We start from the raw sequence: 19,578 nt of genomic DNA, 5'->3' as shown, positions 1-19,578 counted from the left end.
ACAGGCACTCACCACGGCGGCCGGTATCCGGTCGTCAGCTCGTCGGCCCGGTGGCGCCACTTCGGCTCCTTGTCCACGGTCTTGGCCGTGATGGAGCGGAGCTTTCGGATCACCGATCCGTACGCGCCGCTCGCCGCGCTGGACAGCTTGCCGCCGGGCGGCTCGTCCATGAACGGCATGAACTTGTCGGGGAAGCCGGGCATGGTGCAGGCGATGCAGATGCCGCCGACGTTCGGACAGCCTCCGATGCCGTTCATCCAGCCACGCTTGGGCACGTTGCACTTGACGACAGGGCCCCAGCAGCCGAGTTTTACCAGGCACTTGGGCGAGTCGTAGGTGCTGGCGAACTGGCCCTGCTCGTAGTAGCCGGCGCGGTCGCAGCCCTCGTGGACGGTGGCCCCGAACAGCCATGCCGGACGGAGCTTGTCGTCCAGCGGAATCATCGGAGCCGACCCTGCCGCCTGGTAGAGCAGGTAGGTCAGGGTCTCGGAGAAGTTGTCCGGCTGGATCGGACATCCCGGTACGCACACGATCGGGATGCCCGCCTGGGACTTCCAGTCCCAGCCGAGGTAGTCGGGGACGCCCATGGCACCGGTCGGGTTGCCCTCCATCGCGTGGATGCCGCCGTACGTGGCGCACGTCCCGATGGCGACGACGGCAAGCGCCTTCGGCGCGAGCCGGTCGATCCACTCACTCGTCGTGATCGGCTGGCCCGTTTCGGGATCGTCACCGAACCCGCACCAGTAACCCTCGGGCTTGATGGCCTCGTTGGGGATGGACCCCTCGACGACCAGCACGAACGGGTCGATCTCGCCGCGCTCCCCCTTGAAGAACCACTCGATGAAGGTGTCCGCGCCACCTACCGGCCCGCATTCGAAGTCGATCAGCGGCCAGTGGACGGCGATCTTCGGCAGGCCGGGAAGCACGCCGAGCACGATCTCCTCGATACTCGGCTGCATGGCGGCTGTCAGGGACACCGAGTCGCCGTCGCAGCTCAGTCCCGCGTTGATCCAGAGGATGTGAATCGTCGGGGATTCGTCTTCTGCGGGCGTGCCGGGTACGTCGGAATCGACCACGGTCGACGCTGCTGCATCCATAGGGATGCCTCCTAGGGGGAGGGATACAACGAAAGGGCACAAATGGGCCCTCGTATTCCTTGATAGCAGCCACCCGGTCACTGCGCGACGCGGCCATGCGCGGGCCTGCGCGGACCACCCGGACAGATCACCGACCCGTCGCACCTACGCGGATCAGGTGGGACGGCGGCTCCGCGGGCGGCTGCTTGCGGACGAACGCACGCCGCAACGCGTGGTACGAAGCATCGGGATCCGAAAAGGTACGCAGCATGCTGGAGAGCTCCGCTTCCCGGTACAGGGACAGCGGCCTGATGGACTCCTCCCGCTCCCGCGTCTGCTTCTTCGCCGCGATGCGCTCCTGCATCCCGGAGGACTTGGCGAGCCGTACGGCCGAACGGGTCACCTCGTCCGAGAAGTCCTGCGGGCAACATTCGACCAGCCGGTCCACCAGGCCCAGCCGCAACCCCGCCGACGCGCTCACCGGCAGCGCCTCCTGCGTCAGGCGGTCGGCCACCTCGGCGCCCACGCGGCGCGGCAGCGTGTACGTCCAGTACTCCGACCCGTACAGCCCCATCAGGCGGTAATGCGGGTTCAGCACCACGCCCGCACGGCACCACACCTCGTCCGCGGCGAGCGCCAGCATGGCCCCGCCGGCGGCGGCATTACCGCCCAGGGCACTGACCACCAGCCGGTCGGTGGTGGTCAGGATGGCCTCGACCAGGTCGTTCATCGCGTTGATGTTGGCCCAGGACTCGGCGCCCGGATCGTCGGCCGCGTCAATCACGTTCAGATGGATGCCGTTGGAGAAGAAGTCCCGGGTGCCGCCGAGGACGAGCACGGCAGTGGGCCGCGAGCAGGCGGCCACGTAGGCGTCGAGCAGGCGCCGGCAGTGCGATGTGCTCATGGCACCGCCGGGAAAGGAGAAGGACAGGAAGCCGACCGCCCCCTCCTCGCGATAGCGGATGTCGGCCCAGGTGCGCCGTTCACGGTCCGCGGCAGGCACGAAGGTGCTTTCGGAGAGCCCGGACAGCTCGGGAAGGGCTGACAGCTCGGGAAGCGCGGGTAGTCGGCCGGCGAGGGCCTGAACCGCGGGCAGCTTGAACGGCCTGGGCTCCCCCGGTCTGCGGCGTGGCCTCAGTTCGGGAATCCACACGGCGCCGTCTGCTGTCGCCCGGCAGATCGCGCCTGCCCTGGTGGCGAGCAGTTCCCCGGGACGCCCTTTCAGCTCATCCTCCGGGTGGCCCCCGTGCAAGTGCCACTCATCGCCCAGGAGTTCGTCCAGCACACCTGGGGACGAGTCGGCGGCGCGCAGCTTGCGCAGCACGGTCTCGGTACTGTCCCGCTGCCAGCGGATGCGCCGCAGGTTCTGGGGGTAGGAGGGGCGGGTTCCTGCCGCCGCCCTGTTCCGCAACTGAGCCTGGGGCTGGGGCGCGTGGACGCCCGAGGCGAACCGGTCGACAGCCAGGAGCACCGCTTCCGACGCGGCGTCCGACACCTCGTTCCGGTACAGGTCACTCTTTCCGACCCGAGGTACCGGGAAGCCGACCGACGCCCACACGTCGCCGGCGTCCATCTCCCCGTTGGCCTGGAGCACGGTGACGCCCCAACGGTCCACGCCCGCGCTGATCGCCCAGTCGAGCGAGGCGGGGCCTCGATCGCCGACGGGGCCGGGGTGAACGACGAGGCATGTGTACTTCTGCCACACGTCCTTGGGGATGGCCCTCTTCAGCATGGGCGCGATGACCAGCTCCGGCTCACAGACGCCGAGTGCGTCGCGCAGTGCGTCGTCGCCGGAAGCCAGATGCACGTCCAGGGTGTGGCCTCGGTCCCGCAACTCGGCGTGGACACGCTGAGTGAGGCTGTTGAACGCGCTCGCCACCAGCAGAATGTGCACGGCAACCTCCCATGGCCCCGGGGCAGCGGCCCGAGCGGGTCCGGCCACCCGCGATCCTCGGCCACAGGGCAGGAGCGACACCGAAGCCGGGCCGCGCCGTCACTCCAAAGCGCAGAGGTTGACGACCAGTCGGCGCACGTGCGATTCATCGGCAGCGGCGTCAGGACGACCGACTGCTCCCGGGGCTCGGCGGGATCCGGCGCGGCAGGTGTGCGCGACGCCCGAACACCCACACACAACGGCGAGAGATGCGGCACCCCTCGTCCCTCGCCCCTCGCCCCTCGCCCCTCGCCCTCGCCCCTCGTCCAGCGGGACAGCGAACGACCTGAACAGCGGGGCGGTCAGCCGCATCTGACCACCGGCATGGCTGGTGACGGCAGCGCCCTTCACCATTCCGCAGGTGGCACTGTCGACGTGCATGCCCTCTGGCAGGCGCCGGGCCAGTTCCCGGAGGCGCGGAGGTCAGGAGGCTGAGGTGATCGCTGGTGGCGTTGGCGTGGTCGTAGAAGTCCGGGTTTTGCGGGGCGCCCGGATCAACACCCGGGCGCTCCATGGCCGTTACGCCTCGTCGGCGGCCTCTTGGATCAGCGGCTCGAACTCCCGCCGCACGTAGGCGTCGAACGGCGCGGTCAGCGCGCCGTCGATCACCCGCCGCACCCGGCGCTCAGCCGCGAACGCCTTGATCGCTGCGCGGGACTCCGGCTCCACGCCCCCGCCGATGATCAGCACCCCGAACTCCTCGGTCTCCAACAGCTTCAGGGCCTCCTCGTCGGTGCTCACTCCCTCCGCGTCAAAACCGTCCGCACGCAGCGTGGCCAGCACCTCCGTCACCCTGGCGGGCGTCCTTCCCAGCACCAGCGTCCTCATGGCCGTTCCTCTCCGGTACGTCGACATCGACACGCCCGAGCCTAGAAACTCAACCGGACTTGAGGTCAACCCCGACTTGTTGAACGGGTGCGATGCCGTCGGCCCCCCTGAGATCAATCATGATCATCGGCACGTGACCGGGCATCGACCGGGTGCGACACCACTGTCCAGCGGCTCGCGGCCCGGCGCCTTCTCCAGGACCTGTGGGCCGGTTACGACAGCGGAAGCCGCATGAGCGTCAAGTCCAGCCACCGGCCGAACTTGGTCCCTACCTCACGCACCGTGCCGGCATGCTGGAAGCCGAAGCGTTCATGCAGCCGGATCGAGGCCGTGTTGCTGGCCTCGATCCCGGCGATCACCACGTGATGGCCGGCCTCGCGCGCGCCGGAGATGAGTACGGTGAGCAGCGCGGAGCCGATGCCGAGCCCGTGGAGCCCCTCGCGGACGTAGACGGAATTCTCCACCGTGTGACAGAACCCGTCGAAGTCCTTCCACGGGCCGTAGACGGCGAACCCGGCGACCTCACCATCGACCTCGGCCACGACGGCGGAGTCACGGTTCAGGTGGGTGGTGAGCCAAGCGGCCGCTTCGGCGGAAGTCTGGGTTCTGGTCGTCCAGAGGGCCGTGGAGTGCTCGATCGCGTGATTGCGGATGCCCCGCACAGCCTCGGCGTCGTGAGGGCGTGCCTTGCGGACGGTTACCGCCACCCCCGACTTCTCGTATATTAGATCCATGTCCAACATGGTAGACCCACTGGTGGCGCAGATCGCGGCTCGCATTCGCGTCGAGCGGGAGCGACGCCGGTGGACGCTGGCGCAGCTCGCCGACGCGTCGGGGGTGTCACGCGCCATGATCCACCGCATCGAGCGCGGGGAAAGCAGTCCCACCGCCGCGATCCTGGGCAAACTGTCCGCCGCCTTCCAGCTCAGCGTCTCCTCCTTGTTCGCCCTCGCCGAAGGCGCGGCCGAGGCACCGGCCGACGACGCGTCTCCCGACGACGGGAGCGAGCCCGGCGGGGTGCGCCGCCAGGGCGAGGCAGTGCAGTGGACCGATCCCGCCACTGGGTACCGCCGCCGTCAGATCACCGGACTGAGCTTCCCCACGGAGGTCGCCGAGATCCGCCTGCCCGCCGGTGCCCGGGTGCCGTATCCAGCCGCGGCCTTCGCGTTCCTGCGACAGGTCGTCTGGGTGATCGACGGGCACCTGACCTTCCACGAGGGCGATGAGGTGCATGAACTCGACGCCGGCGACACCATCGAACTGGGCGAACCCTCTCCACGCGTCTTCGCCAACACCAGCGCGGCCGAGTGCCGCTACGCCGTCATCCTGGCCCGGGGCACGAGGCCGTGAGCCTGGGCCCCGAGGTGGCGTCCGGCAGCGGCCCTCCGCCGGACCAGCGACGAGAGGAGCGCGCAGCCACCTGACTGCGCCGCGTCAGCGAGACCCTTCGACGTACGACGCCAGGTTGGCCAGCGAGGAAGCGATCCCGGCCTCATGGACCGATTGGTCGATTCCGGGTGGAACATCCGTGGCGGTGACGGTCACTTCGGTCCCGTCGCCCGTGGCGGTCAGCTGCCAGGTCATCGTCATGGTGCCCGCGTACGACGGGTCGTCGGACTCGAACACCGCACGCTGCACCACGCGCTCCGGTGGCACCAGGGCAGCAAACCCGACCTCGACGACATCCGTCGAACCGGACGTCTTGCCTGGGTTGTCGGCAGCGTCGAGATAGGTGAGAACCATGCGAAACCCACCACCGGGGCGAGGATCCCACCGCTCCACCCGCCCGCTCATGCCGTGGGGCGGCAGCCAGGCCTCGAGCGACTCACGGTCCACGAGGGCGCCGTAGACGATCGCCGGCGGCGCCGGGATCATCCGCCTTGCGCTGTCAGTCCTCCGCATGGGCCCGATTCTAGGACTGATGCCCCATCAGCCGATGATGTCGCGAGTCGGCCGAAAGTGGAGACCGTCCGCCCGGACGGCAGCCTCTTCTTCTGCAACGCGCACCGCATCAAGGAAGCGGTCCACGATCTGGTCACGCTGGCAGATCCCGAGCGCCGCAAGTGGGCCGTCGACTTCGGTGCCGCCGCCGCCGTCACTCCCGACGAACTCAAGGACGCGATCGCCGACTTCACCGGCGGCTTCGGCTTCGGCTTCGGCTTCGACCACGTCATTTGCGGGCGGCCCCCTGCGTACCGCCCTCCCAGGGGCGGGGAGGTCCGGGCTCCTGCCGAGGAGCCGGCGCGGACCGCCTCCGAGACCCGGGCCGTGTGGGGCGCCCCGCCCCATCAGGGGCACCGTGCCACGCACCCGACTGATCGGCCTGCGTTGTGGGCGTCGAACAGGGTGACTGATTCGGATTCGGGGCCTCACACGCCCTCACGCCCCGCTTCCTCGGCGAAAATGAGCTGGGCGTCGAGTACTCCGCGTGCCATGAACGAACCGGTCAACCGGAGGCACTGGAGGGATTCGGCCTCGACCAGGACAGGACCAGAGCACGACCGCCGAGCAGGTCGTCCGGCATCGGCGAGTTGAGCAGAGGCGTGCGCAGCGCAGGGCCGGACAGTCGGCGCGCGGCCTCGCGGATGGCATCGACGCGAAGGCTCGGCCCCGCGTCGTCCGCGACGGCCGCTCAGGTCACTCGTCCACCTCGAAGGTGGACTCGATCTCGACGGGCGAACGGCGCGGCAGGGCGGCCACCCCGACCGCGGCCCGGACATGGCGGCCTCGCTCCCCCAGGGCCAGTACGAGCAGCTCGGAGGCACCGTCCATGACGAGCGGGGTGTCGGCGAAGTCGGAACCGCACCGCACGAAGCCCGTGAGCCGCAGCACCCGGAGCCGGTCGAAGTCGCCGTCGCAGGCAAGTCCGGCGATGGCCAGCGCGTTGAGCGCACACAGAGCGGCGGCGTGCTGAGCCTGCGGGACGGTGAGGTCGACGCCGACGATCCCTTCGTACTGGAGCACTCCGCCGCTCGTCGAGGTCTGTCCCGCCACCAGCACCTGGCGGCCGGATCGGACGAAGGGAAGGTAGTTGCCGTTGGGCTTCGGCGGCGCGGGGAGACGGAATCCGCGTTCCTTCAGCCTGGCGTGGATGTCGGACAAGTCTGGTGTTCCTTTCGGGCGGTCAGGGCTGGGGCGGTCGCAGGTCACTGCACCAGATGCCGGCCACCGTGGCAACGTCCGATCCGGACTCGCCCATATCCGCAGCGTCTTGTCGGACCTGGGTACGGCATAGCCCGGTGAGCCTGGCTTCTCGCGGAGCGAGGGGCTGAGCCACCTCATAGGCGCGGCCTATGCGGGGCATCGATTTTTGGTCGTGGACCCCCGCGAGTGTGACCGGCTTCACTGTCCTGCTAGTAGGTGGGCCACCGAACGGGCTCGGTGTCCCACAGAACTGGCCAAGCCGGCATCTGCGAACGCACCGCGCAGGACAGCGAACACTGTCGCCGCGCCCCGCAGCGTGTGCAGGCGGGCCTCTCCCACCCCGTATGGAGGTTGCAATGACGCACACCCCGCACGAAGCGACACGGATCGCCGCGACGGCTCGGACCAAACCCTGGTACAGGCAGCTCTACATACAGGTGTTGGCCGCGATCGTGATCGGCATCGTGCTGGGGTGGCAGCGGCCGGATCTGGCCACCGCGATGGAGCCGATCGGCACCACCTTCATCGCCGCCATGAAGATGCTGATCGGGCCGATCGTCTTCCTGACCATCATCAGTGGCATCGCCGGGGTGGCCGATCTGAAGAAGGTGGGTCTCACCGGTCTCAAGGCCCTCACCTACTTCCAGGTGGGCACAATCGCCGCGCTGGCCACGGGACTTGTCGCCATCAACCTCTTCCGCCTGGGCGACGGCGTCCACGCCGATCCGTCCCGGCTGAACACTTCCGGGGACGCCGGTCAGTACATCCAGCAGGGCGAGCACCAGCAGTGGTGGGAGTTCCTCACCAACCTGGTGCCCCACAGCTTCTTCGGCGCCTTTGTCGAGGGCGACATCCTCCAGGTGATCTTCCTCGCGGTGATTTTCGGCATCGCCATCAAGTCGGTCGGCAAGGTCGGGGAACCACTCATCGCCGGCGTCAACCGCCTGACCGAGGTGGTCTTCAAGGTCCTGTCCTTCGTGATGAAGGCGGCACCGCTGGGCGCCTTCGGCGCCATGGCCTACGCCATCGGGAAGTTCGGCCTGTCCACGCTGACCAGCCTGGGCTCACTCATCCTGCTCTTCTACGTCACGTCCATCCTCTTCGTCGTCGTCGTGCTCGGCACGGTGCTGCGCGCTTACGTGAAGCTGAACATCTTCCAGCTCTTCCGCTACTTCAAGGACGAGTTCTTCCTCGTCCTCGGCACCTCCACGGCCGAACCGGCCCTGCCCGGACTGATGCGCAAGCTCCAGTTCATGGGGGTCGAACGGTCGACGGTGGGACTGGTGGTGCCGACCGGCTACAGCTTCAACCTCGACGGCGCCGCCATCTACCTCTCCCTCGCCACCCTCTACATCGCCCAGGCCACCGACACCGCGCTCTCGGTGGGCCAGCAGCTCGGGCTGCTGGCCGTCATGCTGCTCACGTCCAAGGGTGCGGCGGGAGTGGCCGGCGGCGGCTTCATCGCTCTGACCGCCACCCTGTCGACCGTCGGCCACGTACCGGCCGCCGGCATCATGCTGATCTTCGGCATCGACAAGTTCATGTCCGAGTGCCGGGCCCTGGTCAACTTCTACGGCAATGCCGTCGCGACGCTGTTCGTAGCCACCTGGGAGAAGGGCCTCGATCTTCCCCGCGCCCGGCAGGTGCTGGCAGGCGAGATCGTGGAAGTACCGGCCTCGGCGCACCCGTCCGACCACGCTGCGCGGCGCCCGGTGCCCGTGGAGCACTCGGACACCGATCCCGACCCCTCGCCCCGGTCAGCCTCGTCCCGCCTCTGACCGCGCCGCCGCCCGCGTTCCGGGGTACGGATGCCTGAGCACGGGGCACCCGTACCCCGGCAGCTTGCGCCGCTGCCTGACCGATAGGCTGCGGCTATTGCTTTGTCGTCTACGGGTCGGGGAGGCGCCGTGGACGCCCGGCAACTCGAGTACTTCCTCGCGATCGTGGAGCACGGGGGGTTCAGCAAGGCGGCGGCCGCGCTCCATGTCGCGCAGCCCTCCTTGTCGCAGGCGATGGCGAACCTGGAGTCCGATCTGGGTGTCTCCCTCTTCCATCGGCTGGGCCGTGGCGTGGTGCTCAGTGAGGCCGGCGCCGAACTCCTGGAACCCAGCCGACGGGTTCTACGGGACCTCGACGCCGTGCGTGAGAAGGCGGCGGGACTGTCGGGGCTGCACGGCGGGACCGTCGAGATAGCCGTCATGCCGTCCCCCGGCATCGAGCCGCTGACCACCCTGGTCCAGCGTTTCACCGCGCTGCACCCCTCACTGAGGGTCAGCACGCAGGCCGCGTTCACACCCGAGGAAGTGATCGCTCTCGTCCGCAGCGGCGCCTGTGAACTCGGCCTGCTCGGCGCGGCCAGCCCGGTGAATGCCCCGGGGATCGAAGTCCTGCCCGTCGAGGTCCAGCCGTTCGTCGCCGTCTCCGCGCCGGGAGGGGACATCCAGGACGCCGTACCCCTGCGCCCGCAAGACCTCGCCGGGCGCAAGCTCATAGCGTCCCGCCGCGGCAGTCTGATGCGCACCATCGTCGACGACATCACCACCGCCGGAACGGACACCGACATCGTCGCTGTCGTCGACCACCGCACGTCGATCCTCCCGCTCGTTCTGAGCGGTGTGGGCATCGCCGTACTCCCGGCAGCCTGGACGCGCCTTGCCCGCCGCTGCGGAGCCTCCGTGGCGCCCATCGAGCCGACCGCTCACCTGCACGTAGCCATGATCAGCCTGCCCGCGCACCTGACCCCGGCCGCCCGCTCGTTCCTGGACCTGACCCGGTCTCTGGCCAGGCAGCGAACCGCCGAGGACCGCGGCGACCTCGTCTGAACGGCCGCTGTGTCACCCGGCGGACCATCGTCGGGGGGCGCCAACCTCTCCTGAACGGTCCCCTGTTCCGCCCATCGGACACCGTGGGGTGGTTCATGCTTCCGTGCTGCCCCACTCATCGGCTGCGGCTATGGGTCGCATCGAAAGCAGGTCTTGGACGCGGTGCCGGGCCCCTGTGTTGACTCATGGATGTCCGCACGCACCCCATGTGCCCGCTCATCGCCGGAGGCCGTTGTGACCACACCCCAGACATTCAGGATCGCCGCCATTCCCGCCGACGGCGTCGGCGCGGAAGTCGTCGCAGCAGGCCGCGCCGTCCTTGACGCACTGGCCCAGGACTCGGACGGTGCCTTCTCCTTCGCCTGGGAGGAGTTCCCCTGGGGGTGCGACTACTACACCAAGACCGGCAAAATGATCGACGACGACGGCCTCGACCGCCTCAAGGACTTCGACGCCATCTACTTCGGCGCCGTCGGCTGGCCCACCGTCCCCGACCACATCAGCCTGTGGGGCCTGCGCCTGAAGATCTGCCAGAGCTTCGACCAGTGGGCCAACGTCCGCCCCGTCCACTTCCTGCCCGGCGTCCAGAGCCCGCTGCGCAAGGCCGACCACACCGACCTCGACTGGGTCGTCGTGCGCGAGAACAGCGAAGGCGAGTACGCCGGCCTGGGCGGACGTAACCTCGCGGGCCGCGGCCCCGGCGGCGAAGTCGCCGTCCAGTCCGCCCTGTTCACCGAAGTCGGATGCGAACGCATCATGCGCTTCGCCTTCGACCTCGCCCGCACTCGCGACCGGCGCAAGGTCTCGAGCGTCACCAAGAGCAACGCCCAGCAGTACGGCATGGTCCTCTGGGACGACGTCTTCAAGCGCGTCGCCGCCGACTACCCCGACGTGGAGACCGAGAGCGTCCTCGTGGACGCCATGTCGGCGAAGTTCGTCCTGCGCCCCGAGGACCTGTCCGTCGTCGTCGCCTCCAACCTCAACGCCGACATCCTCTCCGACCTCGGCAGCGCGCTGGCGGGCAGCCTCGGACTGGCCGCGAGCGCCAACCTCAACCCCGAGCGCCGCTTCCCCAGCATGTTCGAGCCCGTGCACGGCTCGGCGCCGGACATCGCCGGCCAGGGCCTGGCCAACCCGATCGGCGCGGTGGGCAGCGCGGCGCTCATGCTGGACCACTTCGGCCTGCCCGAACAGGCCGCCCGGCTGCACCGAGCCATCGAGGCCACGACCGCGGCGGGCGTCCTGACCCGTGACGTGGGCGGAACCGCGACCACCGAAGACGTCGTCAAGGCGCTCATCGACGCCCTGAACGGCTGACACCCCATACCGTCCCGGGCCGTTCCATGTTCGCGCCAGCGGCCCGGGACCCCGTACGCGCCGGTGCGTGCGGTGAAGGAGGGGTGCGGACCCGCTGTCGGCGGGGCCGCACCCCTCCTTCCCTGTCGAGGTCGCCTCCGGAGGACAGGGGGCTTCGTCTCTGGACCGAGTGCCTCACAGGCGCCGGCGGCCGCTGTGCCTCCAGCTCGCCTCGCGGACGATCTCCTCGGTGGCCCGCAGGAATCGCTCGGCCTCGGCCAGGGTGTGACAGTGCAGTGAGGAGACCCGTGCCTCTCCCTCCAGCCCCGGAAAGCGCAGGATCCGGGCCGACGCCGAATCGACATTCCCTTGTGGTGTTGCCTGTTGTTGACTGCCCGCATGAGCATGGGTTCGAAGCAGACAAGTACGCGGGACAACGTCCGGTTCAGGCGCTTCCACGAGGGTGATTCGGTGGAGGAGCTCACCTTGCTGCTCCACCGGGCGTACGCGGACCACGCCGAGGCCGGGCGGGTCTTCTTCGCTTCCTACCAGTCTCCGCAGGACACCCGGCACAGGCTGAGCAAGGGTGAGTGCTGGGTCGCGATCGAAGACGACGCATTGGTCGGGACCGTGACCGTGTCCGCCCCTCACACCACGCCCGCCGGGTATCCCGCTCCGGAGGGCGCGGGGTCGTTCTGGCAGCTGGCGGTGGAACCGTCCCAGCGGGGAAGCGGGTTGGGGCGCCGGCTCCTGGATCTGGCGGAGTCCAGGATCGCCGCCCTCGGCTCGTCGCACGTCGCCATCGACACATCCGCAGCAGCGGACGATCTGGTTGCCTGGTACCTGCGACGCCGATACGAACCCATCGGGACGTGGCGGTGGGGCGTCACCAACTACGACAGCGTTGTTCTGGCGAAGGACCTCTCGGCGAGCCTGGGCGCCACCTGAGGATCGCCGGTGTCCGAACAGGACCGCGCCGCGAGCGCGGTGGGCAAGGGGGCAGCAGGCTCGCTGCCCCCTTCGAACACGCCCCGCCTCATGCGGGCGCGGCAATCGAGTTCGTCGACGAGATCGGCAGCATGCCGGCACCTACTGGTAGCAGGGGGTGCCGCAGAGCACAGTGGCCGCGCCCCTCTCCCCTGCCCTCGTCGCCGGGCCGTGGTGAGTGGTGGCCGCCGGGGACTTGCTGGTCTCCCAGGGCATCGGCGCGGCCATGGCCTGCGGGGCCAGGGCGGTGAGGGCTCCGGCGGCCACGAACGCGACGGCCATCGCACGCTTGGGCAGACTCATCTGAACTCCCTGACTGACCGATGTGGGTCGACTGTCGGTTGCTCGACTCGGACAACGCCGACTGCCAGTCTCGACATACGAGCCGTCCAAGAGACAGCATTTCCAGGAGAGTTGGCGCATCTCCGCACAGTCACCGCGACCGGCAGGCAGTGTTCCGTGCGGGCGAGTCCACCCATTCGGAGCCGCACGAGTCACCGAGCCCGCCTCGCGCCTGCCCCCACCACCGGGTCCGAGCGCAGAAGCAGGGGCAGGCGGGGCGCTCGCCCGACCTGGCGAGCATGAGCACTCAGCGCGGTCAGCGTCCCGCGCGCGCGGTGTGGGCGAGGTCCATGTCCGTGGTCTCCGGGGCCAGGAAGTGGGAGACCAGACCGCCGAGCGCGAGCACCGCCGCTCCCACGAGCAGGACGAATCGCGGGCCCACGTGTTCCAGTCCCATCGGCAGCAGAAACGTACCGATCGCTGCACCGACGCGGCTGATCGCCGCCGCGAATCCGACACCCGTGGTGCGCAGTGCGGTGGGGAAGACCTCCAGGGGATACACCGCCGTCAGCGCGCTGGACGCCGCGTTGAGGAAGATGAAGAACAGGAAGCCGCCCACCACGACGGGCGTGACGTCCGGCCACATCGCCACCAGGGCGAGGCAGACCGCGGTGATCCAGAACGGGGGGATCAGGAGCTTGCGGCGGCCGATGCGCTCGACCACGAGGCAGCCGAGCGTGACGCCCGCGACCGCGGTGAACGCGTAGACGAGGAGGGCGGCGACCGCGTTGTCGCCCATGTTCAGAGCCTCGAACACCTCGCCCCAGAAGGCACCGATCGCGAAGTACGGCAGGACGAGCGCCGCCCAGAACGTGCCGGCGAAGACGGTCGCCCGCAGGTGCTTGCGGCTGAACAGCGCCCGGAATCCCGCCTGTTCACCGCTGTCGGCGAGTTCGGCGTCCGCGTCGAGCTCGATGCCGTACCGCTCGATGAGCGTTCGGGCCTCCTCGGTGCGGCCCCTGCTGAGGAGCCAGCGGGCCGACTCCGGCACGCCTCCGCGCAGTGCCAGGCAGACGACGGCGATGACCGCGCCGCTGGACAGGGACCAGCGCCAGCCGCCGTCCATCTCGGCGAACAGGGCGCCGACCACCGTGGCCAGGGCGTATCCCGCGTACCAGCTGATCTCCAGGCTGCCGAGCAGTCGGCCGCGGCCCTTACTGGGCGCGTACTCGGACAGCAGGGGTGCCCCCACCGCGTACTCGCCGCCGATCGCCAGGCCCATCACCAGGCGGATCAGGAAGAGCTGGGTGCCGTCCACCACGAAGAACTGGGCCACCGAGCTGATCAGGAAGATCAGCATGTCGACCATGAAGACGGGGCGGCGCCCGAAGCGGTCGGCGAGCCAGCCGAAGGCCGGTCCACCGAAGAAGATGCCGATCAGCGGCGAGGCTCCGACGAGACCCTGGGCGATGGTGCCCAGGTGCAGGTCCGCCGTGAGGGCGGCCATGGCCATGCCGATGCCGCCGATGACGTAGCCGTCGAGGCCCTGGCCCAGCTGGGTCGCGGTCTTCAGGCGGAAGTGCAGCCGGGCCCGGTCGCGGGGGCTGCCCGCCGCGGGCGCGCCGAGGGGGCGTTGGGAGACAGGCGTCATTGCCATGGGGACTCCGTAGGTTGTGGGGGCGGGGGCGGGGGCGGGCAGTTTCTAGTCGGTGGGCCAGTCCAGGGCGACGTACTTGGTCTCGAGGAACGCCTCGATTCCCTCGCGGCCTCCCTCACGGCCGATGCCGGACTGCTTGACGCCGCCGAAGGGGGCGGCCGTGTCGGAGATCAGGCCGCGATTGAGGCCGACCATGCCGGTCTCCAGGCGCTCGGCGATGCGCAGGCCGCGGGCCAGGTCCCGGGTGTAGACGTACGAGGCGAGGCCGAACGCGGTGTCGTTGGCGGCGGTGAGCATCTCCTCCTCGTCCGTGAAGGTGACGATGGGGGCGACCGGGCCGAAAACTTCGGTGTGCAGGATCTCGGCGTCGGCGGGGACGTTGGTGAGGACGGTCGCCGGGTGGTACCAGCCGCCGTCGGCAGGGACCTCGCCCTGCGCGGTGATCCGGGCCCCGCGGTTCACGGCGTCCGCGACCAGGCCGCTGATCCTCTCCACGGCCGTCGGGTTGATCATCGGGCCGAGGGTGACGCCCTCGGCGAGACCGGGCCCGGCCTTGACCTCGCGCATCGCGGCGCCGAACTTCTCGGTGAACTCGGCGGCCACGTCGGCGTGGACGTAGAAGCGGTTGGCGGCGATGCACACCTCTCCCCCGCCGCGCATCTTGGCGTCCAGCGCACCGCGTACGGCGGCATCGACGTCGGCGTCGGCCAGGACCACGAAGGGGGCGTTGCCGCCGAGTTCCATCGTCACGTTGACGACGCGTTCGGCGCACTGGCGCAGCAGGACGCGGCCGGTGGCGGTGGAGCCGGTGAAGGAGAACTTGCGCACGCGCTCGTCGTCCAGCCACGCGGAGACGGTCTCGGGGGCGCGGTCGGTCGGCAGGACGTTGAGCAGTCCGTCGGGCAGTCCGGCCTCGGCGAGCAGCGCGGCGACGGCCAGCGCGGTCAGGGGTGTCTCGGGGGCCGGCTTGAGGACTACGGGGCAGCCGGCGGCGAGGGCCGGGGCGATCTTGCGGGTGGCCATCGCGGCCGGGAAGTTCCACGGCGTGACGAACGCGGTGACGCCGACGGGCTGCTTGGTGACCACGTGCCGGAAGCCGCCGGCCGGTGCCTCGCCGAAGCCCGAGCCGACGCGTACGGCCTCCTCGGCGAACCAGCGGAAGAACTCGGCGGCGTAGCCGACCTCGGCCTTGGCGTCGCGGTACGCCTTGCCGTTCTCCAGAGTGATGAGCCGGGCGAGGGCGTCGCTGTGCTCGTGCATCAGGCGGAAGGCGCCGTTGAGGATCTCCGAGCGGCGGCGGGCCGGGGTGCGTCGCCACTGCCCGGCCGCGGCCGACGCCGCGTCGAGGGCGGCGGTCGCGTCGTCGGCCGAGGCGGCGCCGACTTCGCGGACGACCTCGCCGGTGGCCGGGTCGTACACCGGGTACGTGCGGCCGTCGGACGCGGCACGCCACTGGCCGCCGATCCACAAGTCTCCTTGTCCATAAGGGGACTTGGCAATGCGGTCGATATCGATGGAGGTGTCGATGTCGATGTCCATGAGCTGCTCCTTGCACCGGGTCGCGGGCGCACAGGGCACACGGAACCGGCAGGTGGAAGAAAGAAATGCCAAGCGAACCGGCGAAAAAGGGCGTGCCGAAGGGCAGGCCCGGTGCGGGGCGGGGACGTCTCTGGGGTCTCTGTCCGTCGCGCTGGGGCCGGGATGCGAGGAATTTACGGGCCGTCCACCGCCGAGAACAAGGTCTCAGCTGCGATCGAGACACGAGTTGCGCTCAGCGCAACCCCTCCCCCGTACGGCCGCTCACTGCCGTGGCTCCCAGCCGAGCTGGGCCGACACCTTCGCCGCGGCGGCCGCGGCCGCCGCGCCCGCGTGGTCGAGGCGGGACGCGAAACGCTCGGTGGGCGCGGTGACGTTGAGCGCGGCCACGACCCGGCCGCGGAAGTCGCGCACCGCCGCGGAGACGCCGACCAGGCCCGGCTCGAACTCCTCGACCTCGCGGGCGAACCCCTCCGTCTCGGCCCGCCGGATGCGGGACCAGAGGTCGGGCACCGACACCTCTTCCGTGGCCCCGAACCGCACGTACAGCTCGTCCGGGCTGGCACCCTCCAGGAGCACCGGTCCCGCGGAGGTGATCCAGGCGGGGCAGCCGCGGCCCTCCCATTCGCGCAGCCGGTAGGAGTGCCCGGACACCGAGAGCAGCGTGCGCACCTCCCTGTCGTGCAGCACGCACAGATGTGTGGTCTCCTCCAGGTCCGCGGCCAACCGGTGCATGACCGGTCCCGCCACCCGCACGACCCGGCTCTCCGAGGTCCGAGCGACCAGCGAGAACAGCCGCCACCCGAGCCGGTACTCCAGGCTGTCGGGGTCCCGCTCGACGATGCCCTCGTCGGCGAGCGCCTTCAGCGCCCGGGACACCTGGCTCTTGTCGCGGCCCACCAGCTGGGCTATGCGCACGACGCCGAGGCCGCCGGTGCGGTGGGCCTCGGGCGAGCCGAGGGCTTCGAGGAGATCGACGTCGCGGCGCAGGCCATGGCCCTGGCTGCGGACGGACCGGGGGACGTTCGCTTCGTTCACGCTCGCATCGTAAAGGCGTCGGCCTGCCGCCGAAATGCCTGGTCAGAGTGTGGTCACGCGGGCGTCCGAGCGGCAGGGAGCGCGGAGGGTTGCGCGCATCGCAACCCCGGTTTCGATTTCCTGCGCGGGCTTGCACGCCGGACACGCGGCGACCTAGTTTCACCGAGCAGCCAACCGAAGGCGGGGTACGTCCCGCCGGTGCGGCCACGTCTCGTGCCGCGGGTCGGCACATCCCTCAACTCATCCGGCGGGCCCCTCCGTTGGGCCTCCCACGCCCACGGTCTCGGCTCAGCCCCACCCTGATCCTCGTACGGGAGCACCACCATGTCCTTCGCCTCCACCGCCCTCATCGGTGAAGCCTTCGTCGGCGACGGCGTCAACGCCGCGCACACCAACATCGTCCTCGGCCGCAAGGGCGGTCCGGTCGAGACCGCGTGGGCCACCGCCCTGGCCACGCCCAGCGCGGGGCACGTGCCGTTCATGACGGTCGTGCGCCCCTCCGTGCCGGTGAAGCCGCTGACGCTGTTCGTCAACAAGGCGGCCGCCGATGGGGAGTTGCACGAGCGCGCCACCTGGGGTTCGGCTCAGGCGGGCCTCGCGCAGGGGGTCACCGACGCCGTGCTCGACGGCACCATCTCCGCCGACGAGGCGGACGACCTGCTGATCATCGCCGCGATCTGGGTCAACCCGGGCGTCGACGACCTGGACGAGTCCTTCCGCAACCAGCGGGTCGCCGCGCACCGGGCCCTGCGTGCCGCCGTCGAGGGCCGGCCGACGGCCGGGGACGTGATCGACGCGGCGAAGTCCGGTGTCACCAACCCGTTCTACACCCCGTCGGCACGGCAGCTCGAGGACTCGGCGCCCAAGGTCTGACCGTCCGCCCAACTCCCCACCCCCGCACCGCACTTACGGCATTCCCTTTACACCCTCGTACCCCGCTGCAGTAAGGAAAGATCATGAGGATCGGATTCATCGGTCTGGGCAACATGGGCGGCCACATGGCCCGTCATCTCATCCAGGCGGGGCACCGGGTGACGGTGCACGACACCCGCCCCGAGGCCGCCGCCGAGCACGTGGCTCTCGGTGCCGCGTGGGCGGAGACCGCCGCGCTGTGCGCGAGCGACGCCGAGGTGCTGGTGACGATGCTGCCCAACCCGCGCATCGTCGAGGACGTGCTGCTGCGCGGCGCGGTCGCCGAGGCGCTGCCTGTCGGGTCCCTGTGGATCGACATGTCCACGTCCACACCGGCCGCCGCCGACCGGGTCGCCGCCGAGGTGCTCGACAAGCGTGGTGTGCGCCGGCTCGACGCACCGGTGAGCGGGATGGCGCACGGCGCCAAGGCCGGGCAACTGCAGATCTTCGTCGGCGGCTCCGACGCCGACTTCGCGGCGGCGCTGCCCGTCCTCGAGGTGATGGGCGACCCCGACCGTATCCTCCACGTGGGTCCGCTGGGCGCCGGTTACACGGTCAAGCTCATGATCAACCTGCTGTGGTTCACCCACCTCACCGCGTCCGCCGAGGTCCTGGCCATGGGCGTGAAGGCGGGCGTCGCCCTGGACACCCTGCGCAACGCCCTCCTGGCCAGCCCGGCCGCCTCGAACTTCCTCGAGAACGACATCATGTCGATCCTCACCGACGGGGACTACGACGACTCGTTCGCCATGGCACTGGCCTGCAAGGACCTCGGGCTCGCCGTGGACCTGGGCCGCGACATCGGCGTCTCGACCGAGCTGTCGGCCCTGGTCGAGCAGATCTACCGCCGCTCCAAGGCCCAGCACGGAGACCTGGCGGGCGAGATGAGCCCGGTCCGTCTGTACGAGTCCCTGGCGGGCCAGGAATTCCGGCTCCCGGCGACCAAGGCGCGGGAGGCGAGTACGCCGGCGGCCGTGTGACCGGAGCGGGCCCGGCGGCATGCGGGAGCGCCTGGGTCCGGTGCCGGGTGTGGCACCGGACCCAGGCGATGGGCTCCCCCACCCCCCACCTGCCGGCCGCCTCCGTTTGGCTCTGTGCCCGCGCGGGCTCGGCCGGGAGGGCACAGCATGTCGGTGTCAGCCGTACCGGAACGATCAGGAGTGCTCATGGCGACAGGCTGGGGCGAGCGACCCGCGACCGGCGCCGCGGGAAGCGGCGCCGAGTGGCTTCCGGCCCTCGACGTCCCCGCGCCCGAACGTCAGAGACGCTGGACCGTGCTGCTGCGGTGGTTGCTGCTGATTCCCCAGTACATTGTGCTGTTCTTTCTCGCTGTCGCGGCGTTCTTCGTCGTGATCGTCGGCTGGTTCGCGGCTCTGTTCATGGGGCGTCTGCCGGACGGGATCTTCTCGTTCCTGGGCTCCGTCCTGGCGTACGAGACCCGGGTCAACGCGAGTGCCACGCTGTTGGTCGACCGCTACCCGCCCTTCGCCTTCTCGGCCCCTCAATACCCGGTGCAGATCGAACTCCGCGCCACCCCGCTCAACCGCCTCGCGGTGTTCTTCCGCCTGATCCTGATCATCCCCGCGGCCATCGTCGCGACCCTCGTCCGCAGCGGCTGGGTCACGCTCTGCTGGGTGTTCTGGCTCATCGCCCTCATCCTGGGGCGCCTGCCCGCTCCGCTGTACGCCGCCACGGCAGCCGTCGTCCGGTACAGCCTGCGTCTGAACGCGTATCTCCTGCTGCTCACGCCCGCCTACCCCAAGCGGCTCTTCGGCGACGAGCCGGTACCCGCAGAGGAGGTCCGCTCGGGCACACGGCCGCTGCTGCTCGACACCGCGGCCAAGGTCCTCGTCGTGCTGTTCCTGCTGCTCGGCCTGGTCGCACAGATCGCCAACAGCACCGTCAACTACCACTCCGACGACACCTACGACATCACCGATCACTCGGCCGGCGCCGTGGCACCGGAGCACTTCTGACCGGTTCCACAGCGTCAAAGGGGTGATGACACACCCATCATGACAGGTCAGAAGGCATTTTCGTAGGACGAACGGCACAGGTCACCAGGCT

19 protein-coding genes are annotated in these 19,578 nt (G+C 69.8%); 8 read left to right on the top strand and 11 right to left on the bottom strand.

The window, feature by feature from the left end:
• Positions 1–8: 8 nt before the first annotated feature.
• The 4 genes from LGI35_RS42030 to LGI35_RS42015 form a co-directional block, all read right to left on the bottom strand.
• A complete protein-coding gene (locus LGI35_RS42030; protein ID WP_227299692.1) occupies positions 9–1,097 on the bottom strand; it encodes an NADH-quinone oxidoreductase subunit B family protein in 1,089 nt (362 codons plus the stop codon).
• Positions 1,098–1,224: 127 nt separating this feature from the next.
• On the bottom strand, positions 1,225–2,970 hold the full coding sequence (locus LGI35_RS42025; RefSeq protein WP_227299691.1) for a hydrogenase maturation protein: 1,746 nt from the start codon (positions 2,968–2,970) through the stop codon (positions 1,225–1,227).
• Between the two features lie 558 nt (positions 2,971–3,528).
• Complete coding sequence (locus LGI35_RS42020; RefSeq protein ID WP_227299690.1) at positions 3,529–3,837, bottom strand: hypothetical protein; 309 nt, start codon at positions 3,835–3,837, stop codon at positions 3,529–3,531.
• A 212-nt stretch (positions 3,838–4,049) separates the two neighbouring features.
• Positions 4,050–4,571, bottom strand: a complete 522-nt coding sequence (locus LGI35_RS42015; protein ID WP_227299689.1) for a GNAT family N-acetyltransferase — start codon at positions 4,569–4,571, stop codon at positions 4,050–4,052.
• Between LGI35_RS42015 and LGI35_RS42010 the strand changes: the two genes are divergently transcribed.
• Positions 4,570–5,187 (top strand): helix-turn-helix domain-containing protein, encoded by a 618-nt coding sequence (locus tag LGI35_RS42010; RefSeq protein ID WP_227299688.1) that lies wholly within the window; start codon positions 4,570–4,572, stop codon positions 5,185–5,187. The two genes, LGI35_RS42015 and LGI35_RS42010, sit on opposite strands and share 2 nt — an antisense overlap.
• A gap of 84 nt (positions 5,188–5,271) precedes the next feature.
• Here the strand turns inward: LGI35_RS42010 and LGI35_RS42005 are convergent, their stop codons facing one another.
• The 3 genes from LGI35_RS42005 to LGI35_RS41995 form a co-directional block, all read right to left on the bottom strand.
• Complete coding sequence (locus tag LGI35_RS42005; RefSeq protein WP_227299687.1) at positions 5,272–5,739, bottom strand: SRPBCC family protein; 468 nt, start codon at positions 5,737–5,739, stop codon at positions 5,272–5,274.
• A gap of 27 nt (positions 5,740–5,766) precedes the next feature.
• Positions 5,767–6,006 carry a hypothetical protein gene (locus LGI35_RS42000; protein WP_227299686.1) on the bottom strand — a complete coding sequence of 80 codons (240 nt, stop codon included), beginning with the start codon at positions 6,004–6,006 and terminating at the stop codon, positions 5,767–5,769.
• A 468-nt stretch (positions 6,007–6,474) separates the two neighbouring features.
• Positions 6,475–6,939, bottom strand: coding sequence for a RidA family protein (locus LGI35_RS41995; RefSeq protein WP_227299685.1), 465 nt, complete (start codon positions 6,937–6,939; stop codon positions 6,475–6,477).
• Between the two features lie 398 nt (positions 6,940–7,337).
• On the opposite strand from LGI35_RS41995, the gene dctA reads away from it, so the two are divergent.
• From dctA to LGI35_RS41975, 4 genes are all read left to right on the top strand, one after another.
• Positions 7,338–8,759 carry a C4-dicarboxylate transporter DctA gene (gene dctA / locus LGI35_RS41990; RefSeq protein ID WP_227299684.1) on the top strand — a complete coding sequence of 474 codons (1,422 nt, stop codon included), beginning with the start codon at positions 7,338–7,340 and terminating at the stop codon, positions 8,757–8,759.
• Between the two features lie 129 nt (positions 8,760–8,888).
• The gene (locus LGI35_RS41985) at positions 8,889–9,803 is read left to right on the top strand and encodes a LysR family transcriptional regulator (RefSeq protein WP_227299683.1); all 915 of its coding nucleotides are present in this window, start codon (positions 8,889–8,891) and stop codon (positions 9,801–9,803) included.
• Between the two features lie 234 nt (positions 9,804–10,037).
• Positions 10,038–11,120 carry a tartrate dehydrogenase gene (locus tag LGI35_RS41980; protein WP_227299682.1) on the top strand — a complete coding sequence of 361 codons (1,083 nt, stop codon included), beginning with the start codon at positions 10,038–10,040 and terminating at the stop codon, positions 11,118–11,120.
• A 378-nt stretch (positions 11,121–11,498) separates the two neighbouring features.
• Positions 11,499–12,047 (top strand): GNAT family N-acetyltransferase, encoded by a 549-nt coding sequence (locus LGI35_RS41975; protein WP_227299681.1) that lies wholly within the window; start codon positions 11,499–11,501, stop codon positions 12,045–12,047.
• A gap of 141 nt (positions 12,048–12,188) precedes the next feature.
• On the opposite strand, the gene LGI35_RS41970 is transcribed toward LGI35_RS41975, so the two are convergent.
• From LGI35_RS41970 to LGI35_RS41955, 4 genes are all read right to left on the bottom strand, one after another.
• A complete protein-coding gene (locus LGI35_RS41970; RefSeq protein WP_227299680.1) occupies positions 12,189–12,389 on the bottom strand; it encodes a hypothetical protein in 201 nt (66 codons plus the stop codon).
• Between the two features lie 295 nt (positions 12,390–12,684).
• Positions 12,685–14,025 carry an MFS transporter gene (locus LGI35_RS41965; protein WP_227299679.1) on the bottom strand — a complete coding sequence of 447 codons (1,341 nt, stop codon included), beginning with the start codon at positions 14,023–14,025 and terminating at the stop codon, positions 12,685–12,687.
• 45 nt (positions 14,026–14,070) lie between these two features.
• Positions 14,071–15,564 carry an NAD-dependent succinate-semialdehyde dehydrogenase gene (locus tag LGI35_RS41960; protein ID WP_227299678.1) on the bottom strand — a complete coding sequence of 498 codons (1,494 nt, stop codon included), beginning with the start codon at positions 15,562–15,564 and terminating at the stop codon, positions 14,071–14,073.
• A 261-nt stretch (positions 15,565–15,825) separates the two neighbouring features.
• Positions 15,826–16,599 (bottom strand): IclR family transcriptional regulator, encoded by a 774-nt coding sequence (locus LGI35_RS41955; protein WP_227299677.1) that lies wholly within the window; start codon positions 16,597–16,599, stop codon positions 15,826–15,828.
• Between the two features lie 324 nt (positions 16,600–16,923).
• Between LGI35_RS41955 and fae the strand changes: the two genes are divergently transcribed.
• The 3 genes from fae (at position 16,924) to LGI35_RS41940 (ending at position 19,487) form a co-directional block, all read left to right on the top strand.
• Complete coding sequence (gene fae, locus LGI35_RS41950; RefSeq protein WP_227299676.1) at positions 16,924–17,472, top strand: formaldehyde-activating enzyme; 549 nt, start codon at positions 16,924–16,926, stop codon at positions 17,470–17,472.
• Between the two features lie 83 nt (positions 17,473–17,555).
• Positions 17,556–18,491 carry an NAD(P)-dependent oxidoreductase gene (locus LGI35_RS41945; RefSeq protein WP_227299675.1) on the top strand — a complete coding sequence of 312 codons (936 nt, stop codon included), beginning with the start codon at positions 17,556–17,558 and terminating at the stop codon, positions 18,489–18,491.
• Between the two features lie 186 nt (positions 18,492–18,677).
• Positions 18,678–19,487 (top strand): DUF4389 domain-containing protein, encoded by an 810-nt coding sequence (locus LGI35_RS41940; protein ID WP_227299674.1) that lies wholly within the window; start codon positions 18,678–18,680, stop codon positions 19,485–19,487.
• The last annotated feature ends 91 nt before the right edge of the window (positions 19,488–19,578 follow it).

It is taken from the genome of Streptomyces longhuiensis (genome assembly GCF_020616555.1).
In the GTDB taxonomy this organism is placed as follows: domain Bacteria; phylum Actinomycetota; class Actinomycetes; order Streptomycetales; family Streptomycetaceae; genus Streptomyces; species Streptomyces longhuiensis.
The sequence above is the reverse complement of the archived record's forward strand: the minus strand, read 5'-3'. Positions and strand labels throughout refer to the sequence as shown.

Excerpts from the sequence above, each read along its gene's own strand:
- LGI35_RS42030 (WP_227299692.1), bottom strand. The coding sequence starts at position 1,097 with ATGGATGCAGCAGCGTCGACCGTGGTCGATTCCGACGTACCCGGCACG.
- LGI35_RS42020 (WP_227299690.1), bottom strand. The coding sequence starts at position 3,837 with ATGAGGACGCTGGTGCTGGGAAGGACGCCCGCCAGGGTGACGGAGGTG.
- LGI35_RS42010 (WP_227299688.1), top strand. The coding sequence starts at position 4,570 with ATGTCCAACATGGTAGACCCACTGGTGGCGCAGATCGCGGCTCGCATT.
- LGI35_RS42015 (WP_227299689.1), bottom strand. The coding sequence starts at position 4,571 with ATGGATCTAATATACGAGAAGTCGGGGGTGGCGGTAACCGTCCGCAAG.
- LGI35_RS42005 (WP_227299687.1), bottom strand. The coding sequence starts at position 5,739 with ATGCGGAGGACTGACAGCGCAAGGCGGATGATCCCGGCGCCGCCGGCG.
- dctA (WP_227299684.1), top strand. The coding sequence starts at position 7,338 with ATGACGCACACCCCGCACGAAGCGACACGGATCGCCGCGACGGCTCGG.
- LGI35_RS41975 (WP_227299681.1), top strand. The coding sequence starts at position 11,499 with ATGAGCATGGGTTCGAAGCAGACAAGTACGCGGGACAACGTCCGGTTC.
- LGI35_RS41970 (WP_227299680.1), bottom strand. The coding sequence starts at position 12,389 with ATGAGTCTGCCCAAGCGTGCGATGGCCGTCGCGTTCGTGGCCGCCGGA.
- LGI35_RS41965 (WP_227299679.1), bottom strand. The coding sequence starts at position 14,025 with ATGGCAATGACGCCTGTCTCCCAACGCCCCCTCGGCGCGCCCGCGGCG.
- LGI35_RS41960 (WP_227299678.1), bottom strand. The coding sequence starts at position 15,564 with ATGGACATCGACATCGACACCTCCATCGATATCGACCGCATTGCCAAG.
- fae (WP_227299676.1), top strand. The coding sequence starts at position 16,924 with ATGTCCTTCGCCTCCACCGCCCTCATCGGTGAAGCCTTCGTCGGCGAC.
- LGI35_RS41945 (WP_227299675.1), top strand. The coding sequence starts at position 17,556 with ATGAGGATCGGATTCATCGGTCTGGGCAACATGGGCGGCCACATGGCC.
- LGI35_RS41940 (WP_227299674.1), top strand. The coding sequence starts at position 18,678 with ATGGCGACAGGCTGGGGCGAGCGACCCGCGACCGGCGCCGCGGGAAGC.